Here is a 21,322-nt window from a genome sequence, read left to right on the forward strand (position 1 = left end):
AAGAGGATCAGGCGGCGGAACTCCAGCGCAGGACGATGCTGCCGTCGCGTTGCGGGTCGAGCAGCCACTGGCTGGAACGGTCGAGGTCTTCCAGCAGGTGGGCCCAGTCGCCCTCGTCTTCACCGGGCAATCGGGAAATGCAGGCCTGGCAGGCCTGCTGGGCCGCCGGGGCGTGGATGATGCGCTGGATGCGGGTGTTCAGCAGGTCATAGGCCGTGGGCAGGGCGGGGATCGATGCAGTGTGGTTCATGGGTGCCTCCGCTTGCTTTCTCGGTTATGGGTGGGTTGGACAAGGAACCCTCGGTTCCGCGAGCTACCTTTGTAGCGGAAGTCGTGTGAAGAAAGTATTGCAACGTTGTCGCAGGGGCCGGGTGGAGATGTATGGTTCTTGGCAACGGGTCTGGCGCCGGGCGACACTGCGCCGGGGAAAATCGTTGCGCATTGTTTCAATGCGCGGAAAGACGTTTTTCCAGGGATGGGCTTTGACCGGCGGCCCGGGCAGGGCATGGTGGCCGGTACTTCTCGATGGATACGACTGCATGGCGTTAGAACCTTCCGATGTTTTGCTCGAATCGGTGTTTTGTCAGCTGGATGCCGACACCCCGCGTTCCCTCCACGATCTCAAGGGCGATCCCAGGGCCAACCTGATGGCGATCCGCCTGCTGTTCCGCCAGGGCCGTATCACCGGCGTGCTGCTGGACGACCCCGGCGGCGCCGAGGACCAGTACGGCCCGCTGATCTATCACGCCGAGCGCCTGCGCATCCGGCGCGGCTAGTCCTGGCCGGCGAAGCGCCTCGCGCTTGGCTAGGGTGATGGATGGCAGCGTTGCGGCGCATTCCGCCTCAGTCTCGGTATCGTTGAATTTCATTCAACGATACGTTCAGTCCTGCCTGGTTATCCGCCGCGGCGCGCTGGCGAATAATCTTCCGCTTCAGCCTGGGAGGCGGTTCGCGGCGCCTTGGGGCGCATCGCAGAGCCGCGCTGATCCATAAACAGAAACCAGAAAAGGCGTGCACCGATGATTACCCTCAACCTCAACGGTCAGGATCATCAGCTCGATGTCACCGAGGATATGCCCTTGCTCTGGGCCATCCGCGACGTCGTCGGCTATACCGGGACCAAGTTCGGCTGCGGCATGGGCCTGTGCGGCTCGTGCACCATCCACATCGACGGCCAGGCCACGCGCTCGTGCATCACGCCGGTGAGCCTGGCGCAGGGCAGGAAGGTCACCACCATCGACCACCTGCACACCGACAAGATCGGCGAGGTCGTCCAGCAGGCCTGGCTGGACATCGGCGTGGCGCAGTGCGGCTATTGCCAGGGCGGGCAGATCATGTCCGCCACCGCGCTGCTGAAGAGCAATCCCGCGCCCAGCGACGAGCAGATCGAGGCGGCCATGGCCGGCAACATCTGCCGCTGCGGCACCTACAACCGGATCAAGACGGCGATCCACAACGCCTCCGCCAAGCTGCAGGAGGCCAAGGCATGAAGCGCTCGACTCTCGACGACCTGGTCATCGGCAACCTCAGCCGCCGCGGCTTCCTCAAGGGCGTCGGCGCCACCGGCGTGCTGCTGGTCGCCGCCAACTGGGGCTGGCGCGACGCTCTGGCGGCGGAACAGAAGGCTTTCGGCGCCGACGCCATGCCCCACGGCTGGGTGGACAACCCGAAGATCTACGTGAGCATCGACAAGGACGGCACGGTCGGCATCGTCTGCAACCGCTCGGAAATGGGCCAGGGCGTGCGCACCAGCCTGGCGATGGTGGTGGCCGACGAGCTGGAGGCCGACTGGAGCCGGGTCAGGGTGATCCAGGCGCCTGGCGACGAAGCGCGCTATGGCAACCAGGACACCGATGGCTCGCGCAGCATGCGCCACTGGTTCGAACCCATGCGCCGCTGCGGCGCGGCGGCGCGGCAGATGCTCGAACAGGCCGCGGCCAACCAGTGGAAGGTACCGCTGGGCGAGTGTCGCGCCGAACAGAACAGGGTGCTCCACGCGCCCAGCGGCCGTTCGCTGTCCTTCGGCGAGCTGGCCGAGGCTGCCGCCGGCCTCGATGTGCCGGCGCGCGACAAGCTGGTGCTGAAGAAGCCCGAGCAGTTCCGCTACATCGGCAAGGACGTGGCGCGCGCCATCGACGGCGCCGACATCGTCAACGGCCGCGCCGGCTTCGGCTTCGACGCGCGCTTCGACGACATGCTCTACGCGGTGGTCGCCCGGCCGCCGGTCTACGGCGGCAAGCTCAAGCGCTACGACGCCGCCGCCGCGCTGAAGGTGCCGGGGGTGCTCAAGGTGATCGAGATCGAAAGCCGGCCGATCCCGTCCGAGTTCCAGCCGCTGGGCGGTGTCGCCGTGGTGGCGAGGAACACCTGGGCGGCGATCAAGGGCCGCGAGGCGCTGGTGCTCGAGTGGGACGCCGGGGTCAACGGCGGCTACGATTCGGCGGCCTACCGCAAGCAACTGGAGGAGGCCGCGCGCAAGCCGGGCAAGGTGGTGCGTGACAGCGGCGATGCCGCGGCGCTGTTCGCCAGGGGCGGGGATATCGTCGAGGCCGAGTACTACCTGCCGCACCTGGCCCAGGCACCGATGGAACCGCCGGTCTCCACCGCCTGGTACAAGGACGGTGCCTGCGAGGTCTGGGCCCCGACCCAGGCGCCGCAAGTGACCCGCGAGCGCATCGCCGAGCGGCTGAAGCTGCCGTTCGACAAGGTCACGGTCAACGTGACCCTGCTCGGCGGCGGTTTCGGCCGCAAGTCCAAGCCCGACTACGTGCTCGAAGCGGCGATCCTGGCCAAGGAGTTCCCCGGTCGCCACCTGCGCGTGCAGTGGACCCGCGAGGACGACCTGCATTTCTCCTATTTCCACACGGTCTCGGTGGAGCGCCTGCAGGCCGTGCTCGGCGCCGACGGGTTGCCGCAGGCCTGGCTGCATCGCTCGGTGGCGCCGAGCATCACCGCGCTGTTCGGCCCGGACAGCAAGCATCAGGGCGCCTTCGAACTGGGCATGGGCCTGACCAATCTGCCGTTCGCCATCCCCAACGTGCGCCTGGAGAACCCCGAGGCCCCGGCGCACACCCGGGTCGGCTGGTTCCGCTCGGTCTCCAACATCCCCCATGCCTTCGCCATCCAGAGCTTCGTCGGCGAACTGGCGGCGAAGGCTGGCCAGGACCCGAAGGACTACCTGCTCAAGCTGCTCGGCCCGGCGCGGCGGATCGACACCGCCGAACTCGGCGACAGCTGGAACTACGGCGAGTCGCCGCAGCGCTACCCGCTCGATGTCGGCCGCCTGCGCGGGGTGATCGAGGAGGCGGCGCGCCAGTCCGGCTGGGGCGGCGAGCTGCCCAGGGGCAGGGCGCGGGGAATCGCCGCGCACTACAGCTTCGTCACCTACGTGGCGGTGGTGATCGAGGTGGAGGTGAAGGACGACGGCGCGCTGCTGGTGCACAAGGCCACCATCGCCGCCGACTGCGGTCCGCAGATCAACCCCGAGCGCATCCGCTCGCAGCTCGAGGGCGCCTGCGTGATGGGCCTGGGCCTGGCGGCGCTGGGCGAGATCAGCTTCAAGGATGGCAAGGTCCAGCAGGACAACTTCCACCAGTACGAGCTGGCGCGCATGCCGCTGGCGCCCAAGGCGGTGTCGGTGCATCTGCTCAAGCCGGACGGCGATCTGCCGCTGGGCGGGGTCGGCGAGCCCGGTGTGCCGCCGATAGCGCCGGCGCTGTGCAACGCGATCTTCGCCGCCACCGGCAAGCGCATCCGCGAACTGCCGATCCGCAACCAGTTGCAGGGGTGGCGCAAGGCGTAGTCCTTCCCGGCTGGCCACAGCCCGCAGGGCGCGCAACCGCAGGCTGTGGCTCAGGTTTCGCTCGCAAGTCTCCGTAAAATAAAGGTTTTTACGGGGCATGTCTTTCCTTGCAGCGACACATCAACGGCGGATAACGCCTGTGGCGTTATCCGCCCTGCGGAACCCAGGGGCCGGGCGGTAGGGGGAATAACGCGCAGCGTTATCCGCCGCTTCGCTCACCCACTTGAAGTAAATTCTAGGTTTTAATTAATGATATAAATCAATAAGTTATGTTTTTTATTAAAAGTATTTTGTAAGGAGAATATCTCCTGCCTGGCAGCCGACGTCGTCGTCTCGCGAGGCGTCCCGGGCTTTCTGCGGGCCTTCGAAGCCGGGTTAGCCCATCCATTTTTCCGCTATCGACGACCCGCGCCGACCGTGCGAGGCCGTCTTGGCGAGTCAGTGGATCGACAGGTCCGGCAGGCTCACCGGTTGCGGATCGCGTCACCGCCGACCAGCGGACCGAACATCTCCGCTACATGCGAACGCTTCGCCGCCATAGCCGGAGCGGAATTCGAGCGGGCGGAGGCAGGACAGCACCGCCTGGCGGCATGGGCCCCTGGAACCGCCGCGCGCAAGTGCCGCTTCCATGGAGAGGGTTCTCTCAAGTACGTGGGAGGCTTTGTGAAAGCCGCGGGGAGGTTTTCGCTCTGTGATTTTCGGCAACGCCGCGAGGAACCTCGGCGCAGTTGCCCTGGACCCCGGCCTTCACGGCGAGTGCCGCCGCCGCCGCTCGCGTACTCACGTCCAGGGTGCGCAGCAGGGAGGATACGTGGATGCGCACGGTGAACGGCGAGATCGACAGCGCGCGGCCGATCTGCTTGTTCGACAGGCCGTCGACGATCAGTCGCAGGACCGCCCGCTGTCGCGGGGTCAGCGCGTCCACCCGGTCGTGCCCTGGCCTGGCGGGACTCGCTCCTTCGCTGCGCAGGCGCACCACCGGCTCGTCGCTGCCCAGCGCCCGCAGCGCCGCGCCGATTTCCCCGGCCTCCAGGGATTTGCCGAGATAGCCGTCGGCGCCGGCGGCCAGCACCTCGTCCACCAGGCATGGGTCGTCGAGCATCGAGACGATGACGATCGAGCTATTTCGGTAGGCGCGGCGCAGCCGATCGATGGACTGTGGCGCGGCGAGGCCGGGAAGCTGCAGGTCGAGGACGAAGAGAACGGGAGGTTCCGCCGGGCAGGCCTGCGCCTGGCGCAACACCTCGTCGAAGCTGTCCGCCAAGCTCACGGCGGATTGCGGCAGGTAGCGGCGGACGACCCGTTTCAGGCCGTCGCGGAACAGGGGGTAGTCATCGGCGACGATGACCCGTGCGGGGAGGCTTCTTGTGCTAGGCATTGTCGTCCCGTCCATGGGGCGGCCAGGGTACGGCAACCCCTGCATCGACCGGCCGCAGGCCAGCCGGCGAGGGCGCTGCGGGCACCGTTCGATCCGCCGAAAATCCTTTTTCGTCGATTCCTGTCGCGGAGCTCCGCCCCGTATGACGGAGGAATTCTAGCGCCGCTGGCGGCACGCATGTCGGACATTCGTCAGAAAAACAGCAGCCAGCTCCGCGGCGGCGCGATGGGCTGGCCTATCCTGCTACAACGCCGTCGCGCTCGGGAGATCGGCATGGGCTGCCCGCAGGTCTGCGCCGGCGCCACTCTGCAATGCAGCTTCGGGGCTCGACGTGTGGTCGCAGAACCGCACCCATCCCAGCGGGATGCCGGCGGCGAACGTCATGGACCATCGCGCTGCTGAACATTCCCACCTGCGGTCTCTGCCAGAGCCCGGCCAACCCCCTGGTGGCCGCCGCCACCGCCGCCGCCCGGCATTCGCCCAAGCCGCGCCGGCCGCAGTAGACTGGCTGCCTTGCGGAGCGTCTGGCTCCGCGCTCTACGCCAGGTGGAACCGCCCGATGCCCGATACCTCTCCCGAACTGCCGGCCACGACGCCGCTCGCCGCCTATCGCCAGGCCGTGGAACAGCGCGGTTTCGCTCCCGACGAGGCGCAGCGGCGTGCCGCCGAGGCGCTGGAGCGTTGTTTCCAGGCCCTGCACGAGGCTCATCGCCACGCCGCGATCCAGGGCGTCTACCTGTGGGGGCCGGTGGGGCGCGGCAAGACCTGGCTGATGGATCACTTCTACCAGTGCCTGCGCGTGCCCGCGCGGCGCCAGCACTTCCACCACTTCATGCAATGGGTGCACCAGCGCCAGTTCGAACTGACCGGCACCGCCGACCCGCTGCACGCCCTGGCCCGCGAGCTGGGGCGGGAGGTGCGGGTACTGTGCTTCGACGAGCTGTTCGTCAGCGACATCGGCGACGCCATCCTTCTCGGCAGCCTGCTGCGAATCATGTTCGAGGAGGGCGTGGTGCTGGTCGCCACCTCCAACCAGCCGCCGGAGCAGCTGTACGCCGACGGCTTCAACCGCGAACGCTTCCTCCCGGCGATCGAGGCGATCCAGCGGCACATGGCAGTGGTCGCGGTGGATGGCGGCCAGGACCACCGCCTGCATCCCGGCCGGGCCGAGCAACGCTACTGGGTGGTGGAGGCGGGGCAGGCGGGCGGTTTCGCCGGACTCTTCGCGCGCCTGAGCGCCGGCGAGGCGGTGTCCGAGCAGCCCATCGAACTGGGCCACCGGCAGGTGGCGGTGCGCCGGCACAGCGAATCGGTGCTCTGGTGCAGCTATGCGCAGCTCTGCGAGGCGCCGCTGTCGGCGCTGGACTTCATCGGCCTTTGCGACCGCTACCGGGCGATCCTGATGGACGACCTGCCGTGCCTGAGCGCCAGCCAGCGCGAAGGTCGCATCGCCCGTGGCACCGAGGACGGCGCGCAACTGGTGGAGGCGGGCGATCGCGAATTGCCGCAGTTGTCGGTGCACGACGACGGCGTGCGGCGCTTCATCGCCCTGGTGGACGAATGCTACGACCGCAAGGTGCCGCTCTACCTGGAGGCCAGGGTGCCGCTGGAGGCACTCTATACCGAGGGCTACCTGGCCTTCGCCTTCCGTCGCACCCTCAGCCGGCTGCGCGAGATGCAGCTGGCGCGCTTCGGCAGCGACAGCGCCGGTTAGCGCCGCGCCGCCGAGGCGGGGCGTGCGGATGGCCGCCCGCGCTCATCCACCGGCCAGGCCGAGGCTCAGTAGCCGTGCCGGCGCAGCAGCGCGTCCATGTCTTGCGCCGCCGGGCGGCCCTGGAACTTCAGCAGTTCCGAGGTGCGGTTGGTGAAGAAACCGTCGACGCCGGCCGCGCCGAGGGCCTCGAAGTCTTCCGCCGAGTCCACCGAGTAGGCATGGATGAACAGCCCGCGCGCGTGGGTCATGCGGTTCATCCAGGGTTTCACCAGGTCGGCATAGCTCTGTTCGCCGCGCTCGGCGAGGGTCGCCGAGGGCCCGGTGCCCAGCGCGCCGTGGGCCTTGGCCCAGTCCAGCCAGGCGCCGAACTCGGCTTCGGACTTCACTTCCTGCCTGGCGTAGAAGGCCGCCTTGTCGGTTTCCCCGGATTCCTTGAACGTCACTGGCGAGCGGGCTTCCAGGTAGCCGTCGCCGAGCCACAGCAGGAGAATCTTCGGCACTTGCGGCATGCTTTTTTGCAGCAGTTCCAGGCTGCTCTTCTCGAAGGTCTGCAGGATCACCCGGCCATTGCCGTGGGCCACGTCCACATGCCCGGCGGTGGCGCGCTCGCGGGGTTGCAGCCAGCCGCGGCGTTCCAGCAGCTTGCGCAGGTCGTCTTCGATGCCGGGGAATTGCGCCGGTACCTTGGTTTCCAGGTACAGGCCCGGCTTGTTGGCGCCGCCCTCGGCGATGTCGAGCAGCTCGTCGAGGGTGAGGATGCGCAGGCCGACGAAGCCGGGCCGGGCGCGCTCGGGAAAGGCGCGATTGAACCAGGAGCCGGCGTCCAGGCGCTTGAGTTCGGCGAGGCTGAAGCTGCTCACCGGGTCCTTGGCGCGCCCCGGGAACACCTCGGCGACGTCGGTGGTGCGCTCCAGGGTGTCGTCGTGGAGGGCGACCAGCACGCCGTCGCGGCTGCGCTGCACGTCGGCTTCCAGGTAGTCGGCGCCGAGGTCGCGGGCCAGCAGGTAGGCCGCGGCGGTTTCCTCGGGGGCGTCGTACGAGGCGCCGCGGTGGGCGATGACCGCCGGCCAGGGCACGCCGGCGGCGGCGCTGAGGGCCTTGCCGGACGGCTCCGCGGCCTGGGCGGCGAGCCCCGCCGTCAGGCCGAGGAGGCCCAGGGTCTTGAATGTTCCTTGCCAGAATCTTTGCCGCATGAGGCGCCTTTCCTTCTTTCTTTTTCACGGGATTGCCGACCAGTCTGGCGTTGCCGGATGACCGCAGGACGACAGATACAGGTCTGTCCGGCGCGGGGAAAGATGCGCTGTCGCGGCGACGCTGGTTCCTGTCGCCCTCGGCAAAGCACCAGCCCTCCCAGGCCGGGAGGGCGGATTCTACAGGCGTTTGTTCAGCAGGCGGGCCAGGCGGTCGCCGCCGAACTGGATCAACGTGACCAGCAGCACAAGGACGATGATCACGGTGGGCATCACCTGGCTGTCGAGGCGCTGATAGCCCTGGCGGTAGGCGAGGGCGCCGGCGCGCAAGCCGGGCCAGGCGTTCGCTGGCGGTGCGCGGCGCGCCTGGTCACGGAAGTCCTTGGGTACGCTTTGGCTGTTCATGGTCCAGCCTTGAAACGGGGTGGTTCCGCCAGCGCCATCGGTGCGCTTCGCGGGTTCGCTGTCGCGGACGGGCGCCCGGAGGAAACAGGTGGTAACGACATGCTCGACGGGCTCTGACAGTTTGGATAGGTGGCTCGCGGAGTCGCCAATCCTCTGCCCGGGTTGTTTGCACAAGCCGTGGCGTCCCTTTGATTTCCTTTTTAATCAAGTGGTTGCGTTTTCCAGGCAGCAGTCTTTGCTGGCTCGCGGACGTCGCCTGTTGCTCCGCTGTCGCCAGGGCAACGGTTACCGGCGGATTACAGCCGGATGCCGCGTGCCGGCAGCCGTGCTGCTAGGGTGATAGGGTTTCGCGCGCGGCGGTCTGTCGCGCGCCCACCCACCCGGATCGTCGAAGGAGCTCCCATGCAGAGCGCTAACGCTTCACAACTCACCACCGACATCGCCGTGATCGGCGGCGGCGCGGCCGGCATCGGCGTGATCGCCAGCCTGCTGAAACGATCGCCGGGGTTGCGCATCAGCCTGGTCGAACCGGCGGACACCCACTACTACCAACCGGGCTGGACCCTGGTTGGTGGCGGCGCCTACGCCCAGGGCGACACCGCGCGGCCGATGGCCGCGCTGGTGCCGGCCGGCGTGGAGTGGCTGCGCACCCGCGTCGAGCGGGTCGAGCCCGGGGAGCGGCGATTGCTGCTGGAGAACGGCGGCAGCCTGGAATACCGCAACCTGATCGTCTGTCCCGGCCTGCGCCTGGCCTGGGAGCGCATCGAGGGCCTGGAGGAGAGCCTCGGGCGCAACGGCGTCACCTCCAACTACCGCTACGACCTGGCGCCCTATACCTGGGAGCTGGTGCGCGGACTGCGTGGTGGCAAGGCGCTGTTCACCCAGCCGGCGATGCCGATCAAGTGCGCCGGGGCGCCGCAGAAGGCCATGTACCTGTCCTGCGACCACTGGCTGCGGGAGGGCGTGCTGCGTGACATCGAGGTCGAGTTCGACCTGGCCGGCGCGGCGCTGTTCGGCGTCGCCGACTTCGTCCCGCCGCTGATGGAGTACGTGCGCAAGTATTCGGCCGAGCTGGTGTTCAATTCCAACCTGGTGAAGGTCGACGGCGCAGCGCGCAAGGCCTGGTTCGAGGTGAAGGACGCCGACGGCAACGCCAGCCGGGTGGAGAAGGATTTCGACCTGCTGCACGTGGTGCCGCCGCAATTGCCGCCGGACTTTATCGCCGCCAGCAGCCTTGGCGATGCGGCCGGCTGGTGCGAAGTCGATCCGGCGACCCTGCAGCACGTCCGCCATCCGGAGATCTTCGCCCTCGGCGACGTCTGCGGCACCGCCAACGCGAAGACCGCGGCGGCGGCGCGCAAGCAGATCGTGGTGGTCGCCGAGAACCTGCTCGGCCTGCGCAGCGGCCGTGGCCTGCCGCTGCGCTACGACGGCTACGGCGGTTGCCCGCTGACCGTGGAACGCGGCCGGGTGGTGCTGGCGGAGTTCGGCTATGCCGGCAAGCTGCTGCCGACCTTCCCGCTGGAGCCCACCGCGGCCAGCCGCTTCGCCTGGCTGCTCAAGCGCCACGTACTGCCCTGGGTGTACTGGAACGCCATGCTCAAGGGCCGGGAGTGGCTGGCGCGGCCGGGGCGCTAGGCTCCACCGGCCGCAGGGCGACTAACGCCAGGGGTGTTATCCGCCGGATGTCCGCGCCAGGATGCGGCGGTCCTCACCCGACCCTTTAGGAACCCTCTGCGCGGCCGGCCTCAAAGCTCGTGGGCGAACGGCAGGTCCGGCCCCACCCGCGAGCAGGTGATCGCCGCCGCGCGGATGGCGAAGGCGAGCATCGCGTCGATCGCTTCCCGCGACAGCGTGGCTAGCCCGGCCGGGCTGTCGGCGTCGAGGCGACGGAGGTAGGCGAGGGTCGCCGCCTGGAAGGTATCGCCGGCGCCGACCGTATCGCGCAGCGCCAGGGCGCTATCCGCCGGGCGACTCCAGCTGCCGTGGGCGCAGTGCACGCTGGCGCCGGCGCCGCCGTGGGTGACGAAGACCAGCCGGCAGCGCGGGTTCAGCCAGCCGCGAGCCACGTCGCCGGGGTCGCGGCCGGGGTAGAGCAGGGCCAGGTCTTCCTCGCTGGCCTTGATCAGGTGCGCGTGGCTGGCGAAGGCTTCGACCCGGCGACGCCAGAGGTCGATGTCCGGTTGCGGGTCGAGGCGCACGTTGGGATCCAGGCTGACCAGGCGCCGGCCGCTCTCGCGCCGGACCAGCGCCAGCAGGGTGTCGGCCACCGGCGTCACCACCAGGGTGTAGGAACCGACGTGCAGCCCGCGTATCCGCCCATCCAGCGTCGGCAGGTGTTCCAGGCGCACCTGGCGGTCGGCGCAGCCGTCGCCGCGGAACTGGTATTGCGCCGAGCCGCTGGCGTCGAGGCCGACCATCGCCAGGGTGGTCGGCGCGTCGCTGGGCACCAGGAAGCCGCAGTCCACGCCTTCTTCCTCGAGCACCCGGCGCAGTCGCGCGCCCAGGTAGTCGCCGGACAGCCCGCCGAACAGCGCCGCCTCCACGCCCAGCCGGCGCAGGCCGACGGCGACGTTGAACGGCGAGCCGCCGGCGATCGCGGTGAAGCCCAGCTCGTTGCTGCGCGCAGCGCTTTCCAGGCTGAAGACATCGAAAAGGGCCTCGCCACAGACCAGGTACATGCAGTTCTCCAGAACGCCAGAAGAGGAAGGAAAGCCGGCCATTATCGCGCAGGCAGGTGCTCCAGGTAACGCCGGTAGGCCTGTTCGTAAGCCGCCTGTTGTCGCGCCTGGGGGCGGGTGCGGGTCGACTCGTCGAGTGCCACGCAGCGCTGGCACAGGGCTTCCAGGCTTTCACCGGCGCCGCTTTCGCGGCCCAGGCTCCAGGCCGCCTGGAGCGCCGCGCCAAGGGCGGCGGCCTCGGTCTGCCGTGGACAGACCAGCGGCAGGCCGAGCAGGTCGGCGAGCGTCCGCCGCCACAGCGGGCTCTTCGCCGCGCCGCCGACCAGGCGGATTTCCTCGCCCGGCAGGCCGCTGGCGCGCAGCAGGTCGAGGCCGTAGCGCAGGCCGAAGGCGGTGCCTTCGAGCACCGCCCGGCAAAGATTGGCGCGGCTCAGGTTGGCCGCGGTCATGCCGTGCAGGCTGGCGCTGGCCTGCGGTAGCGCCGGAACCCGCTCGCCGTCGAAGAACGGCAGCATCAGCAGGCCCTCGGCGCCGACCGGCGCCTGGGCCGCCAGCCGGGAGAATTCGTCGAGGTCGAGATGCAGCAGGTCCTGTACCAGGCCGCAGGCACCGGTGAGGTTCATCGTGCAGGCTAGCGGCAGCCAGCCGCCGGACGAGGCGCAGAAGCTCGCCAGCTCACCGTGCGGGCTGACCAGGGGCCGCTCGGCATAGGCGGCCAGGGTGCCGGAGGTGCCCAGGCTGGCGGTGAGCAGGCCGGGGCGGATGTTGCCGGTGCCGATAGCGGCGAGCATGTTGTCGCCGCCGCCGCCGGCCACCCGCGTGTGGGGAGCCAGGCCGAGGGCGGCGGCCGCTTCGGGGCGCAGGTTGCCGATGCAGGCGCCGGGCTCGATCAGCTCCGGCAGCGCTGCCGCCAGGCGCCCGCCCGGCTCGACCAGCTCCAGCACGTCGCTGGCCCAGGTGCGCCGGCGCACGTCGAAGTAGCCGCTGCCGGAGGCGTCGCCCGCTTCGCTGCAGGCGCGGCCGGTGAGCCAGTGGTTGAGGTAGTCGTGGGGCAGGAGGATGTGCGCGACGCGGGCGAACAGCTCGGGAAAGCGGCGCCTGCTCCAGAGCAGCTTGGACAGCGTGTAGCCCGGCGCGAGCACCAGTCCCAGGCGTTCCAGCGAGCCGGCCGGGCCGCCGAGGGCTTCCAGCAGCTCGCGGTTCTCCTCTGTGCTCTCGGTGTCGCACCAGAGCTTGGCCGGGCGCAACGCCCGGCCCTCGGCGTCGAGCAGGAGCAGCCCATGCTGCTGGGCGGAAACCGCCAGGGCGCGGACCTCCCGGCCGTCCACCGCGGCTTCCTCCAGGGCCATGCGTACCGCGCTGGCCATGGCTTCCAGCCAGTCCGCCGGGTCCTGTTCGCGGCGTCCGTCGCGGCCTTCCGGCGGGCGCTGCGCGGCGCTGCCCAGGCCCAGCGTGCGGCCGCTGCCGGCGTCGAGCAGCAGCGCCTTGCTGCCCTGGGTGCCGCAATCGATGCCGAGGAACAATCCGCGCATGCGGCCCTCCGGAGTCATTCGCCGAGTACCTGGCGCAGGGTTTCATTGACGCCGTGCCGGCGCAGGCTGTCGTAGAGCCGCTCGAAGGCCTCGACGAAGGCCTCCGAGGCCGGGATCGCCGGGCCGAACACGGTCTCCACGCCGAGCAGGCGCCGGCCCAGGCCGTGGCGTTCGGCAACCAGCGCCTGGCATTCGGCGGCGCGCGGATCGGGAATCGGGTAGCGCTCGCCATGCTCGTCGACCCCGCCCAGGTACAGCGCCCAGGCCGCCGCCACCAGGGCCACCCGTTCCAGCGGCCGGCCGGCGGCGATCAGCCGATTGGCGGTGGGGACGATGAACTTGGGAAACTTCGACGAGCCGTCCGAGCAGACCCGTTCCAGTTGGTCGGCGATGGCGCGGTTGGCGAAGCGCTCGACCAGGCTGTCCTTGTAGCGCTCCAGGTCGATCCCCGGCACCGGCGCCAGCAGCGGGGCCACGTCGCGGTCCATGAAGGCCCGCACGTAGCGGCGCAGCAGCGGGTCGCCGAGGGTCTCGTGGACGAAGCGGTAGCCGCGCAGGAAGCCCAGGTAGGTGAGCGCCAGGTGGCTGCCGTTGAGCAGGCCGATCTTCATCTCCTCGTAGGGCGTGACGTCGTCGGTGAACTGCACGCCGACCTTTTCCCAGGCCGGACGCCCGGCGCTGAAACGATCTTCCAGCACCCATTGCACGAAGGGTTCGCAGACCACCGGCCAGGCGTCCTCCACGCCGTGCCGCTCGGCCAGCTGGCGGCGGTGGGCGGGGCTGGTCATCGGGGTGATGCGGTCGACCATGGCGTTGGGGAAGCTGACGTGCGCCGAGATCCAGCGCGCCAGCCCCGGGTCGAGCCGTTCGGCGAAGGCCAGCAGCGCCTTGCGCGCCACCTCGCCGTTGTGCGGGAGGTTGTCGCAGGACATCACGGTGAACGCCGGCACGCCAGTGTCGCGGCGCCGCCGCAGAGCCTCGCAGAGAAAGCCGAAGACCCCGCGCGGGGTCCGCGGGTTGGCCAGGTCGTGGCGCACCAGCGGCAGTTCTGCGAGGAACTCGCCGCTGCCGTCGTCGATGCAGTAGCCGCCTTCGGTGATGGTCAGCGAGACGATGCGGATGGCCGGCTCGGCAAGTTTTTCCAGCAGCGCCTCGGCGCCGTCCTCGGCGAGCAGCATGCCGCTGATGGCGCCGATCACGCGGACCTCGGTGTCCGGTTGGTCGCCCAGCTCGTAGAGGGTGTAGAGGTAGTCCTGGGCGGCCAGGGCGTCGTGCATGGCGCGGTCGTCGCCGCGCAGGCCGGCGCCGCAGATCGCCCAGTCGAGGGCTTCGCCGCGGTTCATCAGGGCGTCGGTGTAGGCCGCCTGGTGCGCGCGGTGAAAGCCGCCGACGCCGATGTGGACGATGCCCTGGCGCAGTTGCGCGGGGTCGTAGGACGGGCGGGCGACAGCGGTCGCCAGCAGGGGGAGGTGCTGCCGGTTGAGTTTCATCGGTGGGTTCCCGCTGGCGGCTTCAGGCCGCCTGTTGCAGTCGTTTGTCGAGGGCCTGGCCGTTGCTGTCGAACAGGTGGCAGTGCGCCGGATCGAAGCCCAGCTCCAGGGTTGCGCCGTAGTCCGGTGCGAAATCGCCGCGCACGCGCAGGGTGAGCATCTCCCCCGAGTCGGCGCGGACATGGCAGAAGCTGTCGCTGCCCAGGCGCTCGCTGACGTCGGCGGTGACCCGCAGCAGGCCCTGGAAGGCATGGCCCGGGCAGGCGAGGTTCAGGTGTTCCGGGCGGATACCGAGAGTCACCGGGCTGCCGGTGGCCAGCTCGCCGGCGCATAGCGGCAGGCCGACGCGCGCGCCGCATTCGAGGGCGACCTCGCAGTGCTCGCCCTGGTTGCGGCTCAGATGGCCGCGCAGGAAGCCCATCCTCGGCGTGCCGAGGAAGCCGGCGACGAACAGGTTGGCCGGATGGTGGTAGAGCTCCAGCGGCGAGCCGACCTGCTCGACGCGCCCGCCGTTGAGCACCACCACCTTGTCCGCCAGGGTCATCGCCTCGACCTGGTCGTGGGTCACGTAGATCATGGTCGCCGCCAGTTCCTGGTGCAGCCGCGCCAGTTCCAGGCGCATCTGCACGCGCAGGGCGGCGTCGAGGTTGGACAGCGGTTCGTCGAAGAGGAATATCTTCGGGTTGCGCACGATCGCCCGGCCGATCGCCACCCGCTGCCGCTGGCCGCCGGAGAGCTGGCGCGGCTTGCGCTCCAGCAGCGCTTGCAGTTCGAGGATGCGCGCGGCGGCGTCGACCTTGGCGGCGACCTCGCGCTTGTCGACGCCGGCCAGGTCGAGGGCGAAGGAGAGGTTCCTGCGCACCGTCATGTGCGGGTACAGCGCGTAGGTCTGGAAGACCATGGCCAGGTCGCGCTTCGCCGGCGGAGTGTCGGTGATGTCCGTGCCGTCGAGGGCGATGCTGCCGCCGCTGGCCTCTTCGAGGCCGGCGATCAGGCGCAGCAGGGTCGACTTGCCGCAGCCGGAGGGGCCGACGAAGACCACGAACTCGCGGTCGCGGACGTCGAGGTCGATGCCCTTGATGATGGCCTGGCCGTCGAAGCCTTTCTGCAGGTTGCGGATCCTGAGATCAGCCATGGTGGAATACCTCCGTGGACGAAAGGATGGGGATGCGCTTCATTTCACGGCGCCGAAGGAAAGGCCGCGTACCAGTTGCTTCTGGCTGATCCAGCCGAAGACCAGGATCGGCGCGCAGGCGAGGGTGGAGACGGCCGAGAGCTTGGCCCAGAACAGTCCTTCGGGGCTGGAATAGGAGGCCACCAGGGCGGTCAGCGGGGCGGCGGCCGAGGAGGTCAGGTTGAGCGACCAGAAGGCCTCGTTCCAGCACAGGATCAGCGACAGCAGCAGGGTCGAGGCGAGCCCGCCGCGGGCGATCGGCAGCAGTACGCGGATGATCTCCTGCCAGGTGCCGGCGCCGTCCAGGCGCGCCGCTTCGAGGATGTCCACGGGGATGTCCTTGAAGTAGGTGTACACCATCCAGACCACGATCGGCAGGTTGATCAGGGTGTAGACGATGATCAGCGCCAGCCGCGAATCGAGCAGGCCGAACTGCTTGGCCAGCAGGTAGATCGGCATCAGTACGCCGACCGGCGGAAGCATCTTGGTCGACAGCATCCAGAGCAGCGTGCGCTTGGTGCGGCGGGTCTCGAAGAAGGCCATGGAGTAGGCCGCCGGCACCGCGACGAGCATGCACAGGAGGGTCGCCGAGAAGGAGATCAGCAGCGAGTTCCAGGCGTAGGCGAAGTAGTCGCTGCGCTCGTTGATGTGCAGGTAGTTCTCCAGGGTCGGCTGGAAGATGAACTGTGGCGGCGTGGCGAAGGCGTCGATCTCGGTCTTGAAGCTGGTCAGCAGCATCCAGAAGATCGGGAAGAACAGCAGCAGGGCGATGCCCCAGCAGAGCAGGCCGAGCAGGCCGTTGCGCAGGCGGCGGGATTGCTTGAGTGTCAGCATGGCGGGCTCCTCAGCTGCGCTCGGTAAGGTTCTTGCCGATCATCCGCACCAGCACGATGGCGGCGATGTTGGCGATCAGCACCGCGATCAGGCCCCCGGCCGAGGCCATGCCGACATCGAACTGCAGCAGAGCCTGGTTGTAGATCAGGTAGGCGAGGTTGGTCGATTCGTAGCCGGGGCCGCCGCTGGTGGTGGTGAAGATCTCGGCGAATACCGAGAGCAGGAAGATCGTCTCGATCATCAGCACCACCGCGATGGGCCGCGCCAGGTGCGGCAGGGTCAGGTGCCAGAAGATCGCCAGCGGACCGGCGCCGTCGAGGCGGGCGGCCTCCTTCTGCTCCTGGTCGAGGGACTGCATGGCGGTCATCAGGATCAGGATGGCGAAGGGCAGCCATTGCCAGGAGACGATGAGGATGATCGACAGCAGCGGATAGTGCGCCAGCCAATCCACCGGCTCGGCGCCGAACAGGCGCCAGACGGCGGCGAGGATGCCCGATACCGGGTGGAAGATCAGGTTCTTCCAGAGCAGCGCGCTCACCGTCGGCATGATGAAGAACGGCGAGATCAGCAACACCCGCACCACGCCGCGGCCGAAGAACTCGCCGGCTTCCAGCAGCGCGGCGATGAGCACGCCGAACGCCACGCTGATCGCCAGCACGCTGCCCACCAGCAGCAGGGTGTTCAGCGCGCCGGGCAGGAAGCCGGCGTCGGTGACGAAGAAGGTGAAGTTCTCCAGGCCGACGAAGGCGTTCTCGCCGGGATACAGCAGGTTGTAGCGGATCAGCGAGAAATACAGGGTCATGCCCAGGGGCACGATCATCCACAACAGCAGCAGCGCCACCGAGGGGCTGACCAGGAGCCAGCCGGGTCCGCGCCGGCGGCGCTGGAGGCGGCGGGCGGGGCGGGCCGGGAGTGGGGTATCGAGGGCCGAGGTGTTCATGGCGACTCCGTCTGGATCTTCAAGGGCAAGCGCTCGAGCAGGGCCGCGCCGGGCGTGGCCTTGCTCGTCGGCGGGCTACTTCGGATAGCCGGCGCGCTTCATCTCGCGGGCGGTGGTCTGCTGTGCGGCGGCCAGCGCCTGGTCGGTGCTCATCTGCCCGGTGAGGGCGGCGGAGAACAGCTTGCCGACCTGGGTGCCGATGGCCTGGAACTCGGGGATGGTCACCAACTGGATGCCGACGTAGGGCACCGGCTTCAGCGTCGGATGGTTGGGATCGGCGCGCTTCAGCGACTCCAGGGTGACCCGCGCGAACGGCGCGGCGGCCAGGTAGGCCTCGCTGTAGGTCGAGGCGCGGGTGCCGGGCGGCACGTTGGCCACGCCTTCCCGGTCCGCCACCAGCTTGCCGTACGCCTGCGAGGTGGCCCAGGTGGCGAAGGCCTTCGCCGCGTCCTTGGCGCGGGAACTGGCGGGAATCGCCAGCGCCCAGGAATACAGCCAGGAGGCGCCCCTGTCGGTGACTTCCCGGGGCGCGAAGGCGAAGCCGGTGGCGTCGGCGACCTTGCTCTGGCTCTTGTCGGTGACGAACGAGCCGGCGACGCTGGCGTCCACCCAGATCGCGCACTTGCCGCTGTTGAACAGCGCCAGGTTCTCGTTGAAACCGTTGCTGGAGGCACCGGGCGGGCCGTAGCGCCTGAGGGTGGAGACATAGAAGTCGAGGGCCTTCTTCCATTCGCCGCCGCTGAATTCGGGCTGCCATTGCTCGTCGAACCAGCGTGCGCCGAAGGCGTTGGCCAGGGTGCCGATCAATGCCATGTTCTCGCCCCAGCCGGCCTTGCCGCGCAGGCAGATGCCGTACTGGCCCTGGTCCGGGCGGTTGAGCCTGGCGGCGAACTCGCCGAGCTGGGTCCAGGTCGGTTGCTCGGGCATCCGCAGCCCGGCCTCCTGGAACAGGTCCTTGCGGTAGTAGGTGATCGAGGCTTCGGCGTAGAACGGCAGGGCGTACAGCGTGCCCTTGGCGGAGAGGCCGTCGCGCACCGAGGGGAACAGGTCGTCCAGGGCGTAGTCGGCGGGCAGCCCGCTCATCGGCTCCAGCCAGCCCTTGGCGCCCCACAGCGCGGCTTCGTACATGCCGATGGTGAGCACGTCGAACTGCCCGCCCTGGGTGGCGATGTCGGTGGTCAGGCGCTGGCGCAGGACGTTCTCTTCGAGCACCACCCATTTCAGCGCGATGTCCGGGTGGCTTTCCTCGAACACCTTGGACAGACGCTGCATGCGGATCATGTCGTTGTTGTTGACCGTGGCGATGGTCAGGGTCTCGGCGCCCTGGGCCAGCAGCGGCAGGGCGAGGCAGGCGGCGGCCAGGCAGGCCTTGATCGAGTCGTTCATCGGTGAACTCCTCTTCCGGGCCGGCGGGCGGCGCGGAAGACATTATTGTTTTTGTGTCGCTCGCTGCCGATTACACAGGCGCGTCACGCAACCGACAAAGCCTCGACTGCACTTCGACCGATACTTTTTTGCACTCCGGGGCTGGAGCGCTGGACGCTCAGAGCAGGTTCTGCTCGGTCAGCCGCTGGGTCACCAGGCGCCGGTAGCCGGTGGGCGTCATGCCCTTGAGCTGCTGGAAGCGCCGGTTGAAATTGGACAGGTTGCTGAAGCCCGACTCGAAGCACACCTCGGTCACCGGCAGCTCGCTGCGGGCCAGCAGCTCGCAGGACTTGCTGATGCGCAGGCGATTGACGAACTCGACGAAGCCGCGCCCGGCGGCCTGCTTGAAGAAACGCGAGAAGTAGGTGGGCGTCATGCCCAGGTGGGCGGCGACCTGTTCCTGGGTGAGGTCCTGGGCGTAGTGCTGGAAGATGTAGTCCACCGCCCGGTTGATCCGTTCGACGTTGTGCTCGTCGGCCAGCTGCGAGGAGGTGACGGTGGAGAGCAACTGGTAGTCCTCGCATTCGGCGAGCTGTTCCAGGAGGATAAAAAAGTATCCCAGGCGGGTCATGCCGCCGCTGTCGGCGATGCGTTGCAACAGTCGCCGGCTTTCGCCGATCAGCGCCGGGTCGCGGAACTCGATGCCGTAGCGCGCCCGCGCCAGCAGCGGGGCCAGGCGGTTCAGCTCGGAGAACACGCCGCTGCCGTCCTCCAGCACCTCGTCGGTGAAGTTCACCAGCATGTCGCGCCGGGCCACCACCTCGCCGGGCTCGACCTGGCTGATCCAGTTGTGCGGCAGGTTGGGCCCGGTGAGGAACAGGGTGTCGGGGGCGAAGTTGCCGATGTAGTCGCCGATGAATACCTTGCCGGAGCTGGCGACGATCAGGTGCAGCTCGTATTCCTTGTGGAAGTGCCAGCGCACCAGCGGGCTGGGGAAGCCGTGCTGGCGATAGATCAGCGAATGGCCTTCGTGGTCGTCCATCAGCTCGTAGGACGGATCGGTGACTTTGCTGGCTCTGGGCATGGGCGCGGGCCGATCGGGGGAACGAAGGCACATCCTAGCCCGAAGCGGCGGGGCTGGGCAGGGGACCTGGCGGTATCGGCGCAGGATTGCGGGCGCCGATCCCCTGCCTGGCCTGTGCTCAGCGACTGGCCTTGCGGTAGGCCCCCGGTTGCTGCCCGGTGGCCTTGTGGAAGGCGCGGGTGAAGGCGGCGGTGGACTGGTAGCCGACCGCCGCCGCGACCTCGGCGACACTGGCGTCGGCGCGCAGCAGGGCGCAGGCGCGGTGCATGCGCAGGACCAGCAGGACCTGGCCCGGCGACTGACCGCTGAGTTCGTTGAAGCGCTTGAAGAAGGCCGAGCGCGACAGCCCGGTGCGCTCGGCCATCTGTTCCAGGCTCCAGGGCTGCTCGGGTGCCTCGATCAGCGCTTCCAGCAGGCCGGCGAACTGCGGCTGGCGCGCCAGTGCCACCAGGCCGCCGAGGGTCGGATCGTCGAGCACCTGCTGGCGTAGCACGTAGAGGAACAGCAGGTGGCTGAGGCGTTCCAGCAGCACTGGCGACGGCGCCGGCTGGCGGCGGCATTCGTCGACGATCAGGGCGAACAGGCGTCGCGCCGCGTCCAGCGCCGGATCGCCGGCACGCAGGATCAGCCAGTCGGGCAGGGCGTCGACGATCAGCCCGGAAAGACCCGAGTGGAAATGAAAGAAACCGCAGACCAGCCCGGCCCCGTCGGCGGCATTCCATTCCAGCGCCTGCATTTCGCCGCGCGGCTGGCAGCGCGCGGCATCGGCATCGGCCTCGCTGGACAGGCGGAATTCCACGTCGCGCAGGAAGAACAGCGCGTCGCCGCTGTCCAGCCGCCAGCCCCGCGCGCTGCCGGTGACGTGCGCCCAGCAGTGTCCCTGCACCACCAGATGGAAGCTGGCGCGCGCCAGTCCGTGGGTGGAAGCGTGCCAGCCGCCGCAATAGCGGCCGACGTGGAACAGGCTGGTGTCGATTTCGAGGCTGTCTAATAACCAATCGACGAGGGGGTTGGACGGATTCATCTAAGGGAAAGACTCAAGAGCAAGTGATAGCGACTTTAGAATATTGAATGGATTTCTTATTACCAAGAGACTTCCTCGACACCTCAACCATCGGAGTCGAAAGCATGTCACGCGTTCCCGTGCTCACCCTGCAAAACGCCCCCGAGGCGGCGCGTCCGTTCCTGCAGACCGCGTTGAACAACTCGGGTTATATCCCGAATCTACTCGGTGTGCTGGCCAACGCGCCGGCCGCCCTGGAAACCTACCTCACCGTTTCCGGGCTGAATGCCAAGGCCAGCCTCGGCCTGCCCGAGCGCGAAGTGGTGCAGCTGGTGGCGGCCACCACCCATGGCTGCGACTTCTGTGTCGCCGGGCATACCGCGGTGGCGCGCAACAAGGCGCGCCTGCCGGAGCCGGTGATCGAGGCCCTGCGCGCTCGCGGCGAGTTGCCCGACGCGCGCTACGAGGCGCTGGCCGACTTCACCCGCGCGGTGATCGCCAGCCGTGGCGCGGTCACCGATGCGCAGTTCGAAGCCTTCCGCGCCGCCGGTTTCGACCAGGCACAGGCCCTGGAAGTGATCCTCGGGGTGAGCCTGGCGACGCTCTGCAACTTCGCCAATGTGTTCGCCCGCACGCCGCTCAATCCCGAGCTGCAGCAATATCGCTGGACCAACCCGCAGGCCTGAGCCTGCGCTTGCCGGGCGGTGCGCCGCGCCGGCGCAAGGAGTGA

Annotated in this window: 17 protein-coding genes and 3 pseudogenes; 7 read left to right on the forward strand and 13 right to left on the reverse strand. The window is 68.7% G+C overall.

Features of this window, described 5'->3' with window-relative positions; translation table 11 throughout:
• Positions 1 to 7: 7 nt before the first annotated feature.
• Positions 8 to 250: a DUF1654 domain-containing protein gene (locus B7D75_RS13305; RefSeq protein WP_003154699.1), complete on the reverse strand. Its 243-nt coding sequence runs from the start codon at positions 248 to 250 to the stop codon at positions 8 to 10.
• A gap of 289 nt (positions 251 to 539) precedes the next feature.
• Between B7D75_RS13305 and B7D75_RS13310 the strand changes: the two genes are divergently transcribed.
• From B7D75_RS13310 to B7D75_RS13320, 3 genes are all read left to right on the forward strand, one after another.
• Positions 540 to 776, forward strand: a complete 237-nt coding sequence (locus tag B7D75_RS13310) for a hypothetical protein (protein WP_003154697.1) — start codon at positions 540 to 542, stop codon at positions 774 to 776.
• A gap of 243 nt (positions 777 to 1,019) precedes the next feature.
• Positions 1,020 to 1,490: a (2Fe-2S)-binding protein gene (locus tag B7D75_RS13315; RefSeq protein ID WP_003154695.1), complete on the forward strand. Its 471-nt coding sequence runs from the start codon at positions 1,020 to 1,022 to the stop codon at positions 1,488 to 1,490.
• Positions 1,487 to 3,802 (forward strand): xanthine dehydrogenase family protein molybdopterin-binding subunit, encoded by a 2,316-nt coding sequence (locus tag B7D75_RS13320; protein ID WP_107114105.1) that lies wholly within the window; start codon positions 1,487 to 1,489, stop codon positions 3,800 to 3,802. The genes B7D75_RS13315 and B7D75_RS13320 overlap by 4 nt, the downstream gene beginning before the upstream one ends.
• A 739-nt stretch (positions 3,803 to 4,541) precedes the next feature.
• On the opposite strand, the pseudogene B7D75_RS13325 reads toward B7D75_RS13320, so the two are convergent.
• Positions 4,542 to 5,180 (reverse strand): annotated as a pseudogene (locus B7D75_RS13325) (LuxR C-terminal-related transcriptional regulator); the annotation flags it as partial.
• A 273-nt stretch (positions 5,181 to 5,453) separates the two neighbouring features.
• Here B7D75_RS13325 and B7D75_RS13330 point away from each other — a divergent pair.
• A pseudogene (locus tag B7D75_RS13330) lies at positions 5,454 to 5,650 on the forward strand (PAAR-like protein); the annotation flags it as partial.
• Between the two features lie 89 nt (positions 5,651 to 5,739).
• On the forward strand, positions 5,740 to 6,894 hold the full coding sequence (zapE, locus tag B7D75_RS13335; RefSeq protein WP_107114106.1) for a cell division protein ZapE: 1,155 nt from the start codon (positions 5,740 to 5,742) through the stop codon (positions 6,892 to 6,894).
• A 65-nt stretch (positions 6,895 to 6,959) separates the two neighbouring features.
• On the opposite strand, the gene B7D75_RS13340 is transcribed toward zapE, so the two are convergent.
• Together B7D75_RS13340 and B7D75_RS13345 are read right to left on the reverse strand one after the other, a co-directional pair.
• On the reverse strand, positions 6,960 to 8,087 hold the full coding sequence (locus B7D75_RS13340; RefSeq protein ID WP_107114107.1) for a glycerophosphodiester phosphodiesterase: 1,128 nt from the start codon (positions 8,085 to 8,087) through the stop codon (positions 6,960 to 6,962).
• 177 nt (positions 8,088 to 8,264) lie between these two features.
• Positions 8,265 to 8,405, reverse strand: a pseudogene (locus B7D75_RS13345) (ABC transporter permease); the annotation flags it as partial.
• A gap of 486 nt (positions 8,406 to 8,891) precedes the next feature.
• On the opposite strand from B7D75_RS13345, the gene B7D75_RS13350 reads away from it, so the two are divergent.
• Entirely contained in the window at positions 8,892 to 10,127 is a 1,236-nt protein-coding gene (locus B7D75_RS13350; RefSeq protein ID WP_034082315.1) for an NAD(P)/FAD-dependent oxidoreductase, read from the forward strand.
• Between the two features lie 110 nt (positions 10,128 to 10,237).
• Here the strand turns inward: B7D75_RS13350 and B7D75_RS13355 are convergent, their stop codons facing one another.
• The 9 genes from B7D75_RS13355 to B7D75_RS13395 form a co-directional block, all read right to left on the reverse strand.
• Positions 10,238 to 11,170 (reverse strand): carbohydrate kinase family protein, encoded by a 933-nt coding sequence (locus B7D75_RS13355; protein WP_053813899.1) that lies wholly within the window; start codon positions 11,168 to 11,170, stop codon positions 10,238 to 10,240.
• A gap of 41 nt (positions 11,171 to 11,211) precedes the next feature.
• On the reverse strand, positions 11,212 to 12,720 hold the full coding sequence (gene xylB, locus B7D75_RS13360) for a xylulokinase (protein WP_079381744.1): 1,509 nt from the start codon (positions 12,718 to 12,720) through the stop codon (positions 11,212 to 11,214).
• A complete protein-coding gene (locus tag B7D75_RS13365) occupies positions 12,717 to 14,192 on the reverse strand; it encodes a mannitol dehydrogenase family protein (RefSeq protein ID WP_107114108.1) in 1,476 nt (491 codons plus the stop codon). Before B7D75_RS13365 ends, xylB begins: the two co-directional genes overlap by 4 nt.
• 22 nt (positions 14,193 to 14,214) lie before the next feature.
• The gene (locus tag B7D75_RS13370) at positions 14,215 to 15,327 is read right to left on the reverse strand and encodes an ABC transporter ATP-binding protein (RefSeq protein WP_043103483.1); all 1,113 of its coding nucleotides are present in this window, start codon (positions 15,325 to 15,327) and stop codon (positions 14,215 to 14,217) included.
• Between the two features lie 39 nt (positions 15,328 to 15,366).
• Complete coding sequence (locus B7D75_RS13375) at positions 15,367 to 16,200, reverse strand: carbohydrate ABC transporter permease (protein ID WP_107114109.1); 834 nt, start codon at positions 16,198 to 16,200, stop codon at positions 15,367 to 15,369.
• A 10-nt stretch (positions 16,201 to 16,210) separates the two neighbouring features.
• Positions 16,211 to 17,140 carry a carbohydrate ABC transporter permease gene (locus B7D75_RS13380; protein ID WP_012075710.1) on the reverse strand — a complete coding sequence of 310 codons (930 nt, stop codon included), beginning with the start codon at positions 17,138 to 17,140 and terminating at the stop codon, positions 16,211 to 16,213.
• 75 nt (positions 17,141 to 17,215) lie between these two features.
• On the reverse strand, positions 17,216 to 18,526 hold the full coding sequence (locus B7D75_RS13385; RefSeq protein ID WP_053813902.1) for an ABC transporter substrate-binding protein: 1,311 nt from the start codon (positions 18,524 to 18,526) through the stop codon (positions 17,216 to 17,218).
• A gap of 157 nt (positions 18,527 to 18,683) precedes the next feature.
• A complete protein-coding gene (locus tag B7D75_RS13390) occupies positions 18,684 to 19,589 on the reverse strand; it encodes an AraC family transcriptional regulator (protein WP_033997601.1) in 906 nt (301 codons plus the stop codon).
• A gap of 118 nt (positions 19,590 to 19,707) precedes the next feature.
• Positions 19,708 to 20,613: an AraC family transcriptional regulator gene (locus tag B7D75_RS13395; protein WP_058135923.1), complete on the reverse strand. Its 906-nt coding sequence runs from the start codon at positions 20,611 to 20,613 to the stop codon at positions 19,708 to 19,710.
• A gap of 104 nt (positions 20,614 to 20,717) precedes the next feature.
• On the opposite strand from B7D75_RS13395, the gene B7D75_RS13400 reads away from it, so the two are divergent.
• Positions 20,718 to 21,278, forward strand: a complete 561-nt coding sequence (locus tag B7D75_RS13400) for a carboxymuconolactone decarboxylase family protein (protein WP_107114110.1) — start codon at positions 20,718 to 20,720, stop codon at positions 21,276 to 21,278.
• Positions 21,279 to 21,322: the final 44 nt, after the last annotated feature.

Origin of the sequence: Pseudomonas paraeruginosa (assembly GCF_003025345.2) — a bacterium.
GTDB lineage: Bacteria > Pseudomonadota > Gammaproteobacteria > Pseudomonadales > Pseudomonadaceae > Pseudomonas > Pseudomonas paraeruginosa.